2 protein-coding genes are annotated in these 2,446 nt (G+C 60.9%); both read right to left on the bottom strand.

Annotated elements, in window-relative coordinates; translation table 11 throughout:
- The coding region (locus IK083_02710; GenBank protein ID MBR4748468.1) for a hypothetical protein at positions 1–197 on the bottom strand (197 nt) is incomplete at its 3' end.
- A 55-nt stretch (positions 198–252) separates the two neighbouring features.
- On the bottom strand, positions 253–2,446 hold a 2,194-nt coding region (locus IK083_02705; GenBank protein MBR4748467.1), incomplete at its 5' end, for a DUF4838 domain-containing protein.

Raw genomic sequence — 2,446 nt, 5'->3', positions numbered from 1 at the left:
GCCTCCTCCACCGGGAGCCGGGCCCCGGATATCTTCTCTATATAGGAGGACAGCTCCCGGGCCGCATTTTGCTCGGGGAGAGTGGAGCCGGCGGGACACACTATGACCGACAGGGCCTTGCCGTCCCGGGTCAGCTGCGCCGCTGCGGCGCACAGGGCCGGGGACAGTACCGCGGCTGCCATAACCAGGAGCAGCATGAGCCGCCTGCCGGACGTACGCCCTGCCCCTCCGCGACCGGCAGACACCGGCTCTCTATTTTCTGAGGACAAAGTAGATCCTGTCCGTCAGCAGGCTCTCGCCCAGGTTCGCGTCAGGCGTCAGGGCCAGGGCCACCATGAGGCCGCCGTATTTCTTCAGCTCCAGCTCTCCCGCCTTGATGACCGTGTAGTCGCTCTTTATGTCGCCGGCCTTTATGGAAAAGGTGCCGGGATAGGCGCCGGAGACCTCGTCATAAAATATCACGTTGCAGCCGTTGCTGTCCGGGGAAGCGGTGAGCTCGCCCTGCCTGCGGCAGACGATATAGACCTCGGCCTTTTTCCAGCCGTCATTTACCGCCTTGTTCACCGCCTTCTCGATCCTTCTCTGGACAGCCCATTCGGTGGAATTGTATCTCAGGCCCGCGGCCACGCCCTGCGAGGCTGCGGGGTCCTCCTCGGAAAAGGAGCAGGAGCCGGTGATATGCAGGTCAAAGTCGTCCCCTGCCACCTCGAACCAGCCGTCCTCCTCCGACAGGCCCTCGGGCCGGTGGTCGGACCGCTTCAGCTCTTTGGAGGTGCTGGCGGCGGCGGGGGCAAACAGGCCGCCCTCTCTGGAATAGCGGTTGTCATGCCGCTGCTGCCAGTCATAAAAACACTTCATGTAGCGGTCTTCGTCGGAGATCAGGAGACAGCCCGAGTCCCTGACAGCGTTTCTCTCGTCCTCGCCCAGCAGATACCAGCCCCACTGAAAGCTGAGGAGCTCGCCCAGGACCCTTTCCCTCAGCGCAGGGTCTCCGCTGACGGCGGACAGGCCCTTGTTGAAGTTGTCGAAGCAATAGACAAAGGCGTCCGTGGGCATCCAGCTCAGATTGCCCATATAGCAGGCCAGATATACGTTTTGCCGCGCGACTTCTTTTTCGCACCGGTCTATGACGTTGTAGAGATACGGGGCCGCCTCTCCGTAGTAGCCCTCAAGGAATTCCCTGATGCAGGCGTCGTCGTCAATGTCGGGGTCCCACAGCAGCTTTGCCGTCAGATATTGCTTCAGCACGTTGAAGCAGGCGGTGGCGTTGAAGGAGTCGCCCTGCTCAAATATCGCCTTGGCGTGGTGATCACGGAAGACCTGCAGATCCGGCTTCAGGCAGTGAAAATTGGGGTGTATGATGTAATAATTGGTGAAGTTGACTATGTAGTTCCAGATGAACAGATTGTCCGTCAGACTGCTCCATTCCTGCAGGCTCTTGTAAAAAGCCAGGTTGGTCTGCTGATTGGGATCGTCCCGGCGGCTCAGGCACTCTGCGAGAGGGGTGCCGAAGTTGTTCCTGATATCGCAGAGCCTGATGATCACGTTGTCCCGGGGCTTGATGTTTTTGGGAGCGTCCACCGTGTACCAATAGGCAAAGGTCTCCACCAGCACGTCGGGGAACTCCTCCTTGACACGGTCCGCCACCTGATTGACCGCGTGGAGGATGAGGCCGGACTGGGCCCCGTATTTTTCTGCCAGGGCTGCGCATTTGTCACAGGTGCAGTATGCGTCGTTGTCGTTCTGGGTCACCGAGATGATGGTGGGATGGTCCTCCTTGCGCAGAGCCTCCAGCACCTTGCTCCCCAGCTCCCGGACACACTCGTCATTGGACAGACACAGCTGGGTGTTGCCCCCCACGCGCTTGCCGTCTCTGAGGCTGAACCACTCGGGGTGCTCCCCGAAATATTCCTGGGCGCTGATAAAGCCGCCGAAGGTGTGGGCCCAGCCCATCAGGGTGACGTGCCCGCCCAGGTCCTCGGAGATCCTGTTGTGGTGCCCGTTGGACTTCTGCTTGATGGCGTAGGCGTTGTTGTTCATATTCAGGTTGAAGTAGGCTTCCCGGGAGAAGAAGGGAGGCGTGTAGGCGCGGTCGAGCCTGTCGCTGATCCTGATAGTCTTGTTCCCGGGCACCCTTTCGGCGTCCGGAGCCCAGAAGCGGACCCCCAGACAGTCCTCCAGGAAGGTATATACGGCATACAGAGTGCCCCGGGGCCTGTCGCCGGCCAGGATCAGATACCCTTTGCCGGAGCGTATCAGAATGCCGTCGCCCCTGAGGCTGTCCCAGTCGCAGTCTCCCGCCGGGCTCATGGCCGCCGCGGTCTGCCCCACGAATATATTGCAGGCAGTGTCCGAGGGGGCCTCCTCCACCGGGAGCCGGGCCCCGGATATCTTCTCTATATAGGAGGACAGCTCCCGGGCCGCATTTTGCTCGGGGAGAGTGGAG

The sequence above is a fragment of the Abditibacteriota bacterium genome (assembly GCA_017552965.1).
In the GTDB taxonomy this organism is placed as follows: domain Bacteria; phylum Armatimonadota; class UBA5829; order UBA5829; family UBA5829; genus RGIG7931.
This window is presented reverse-complemented; position numbering and strand designations above follow the sequence as displayed.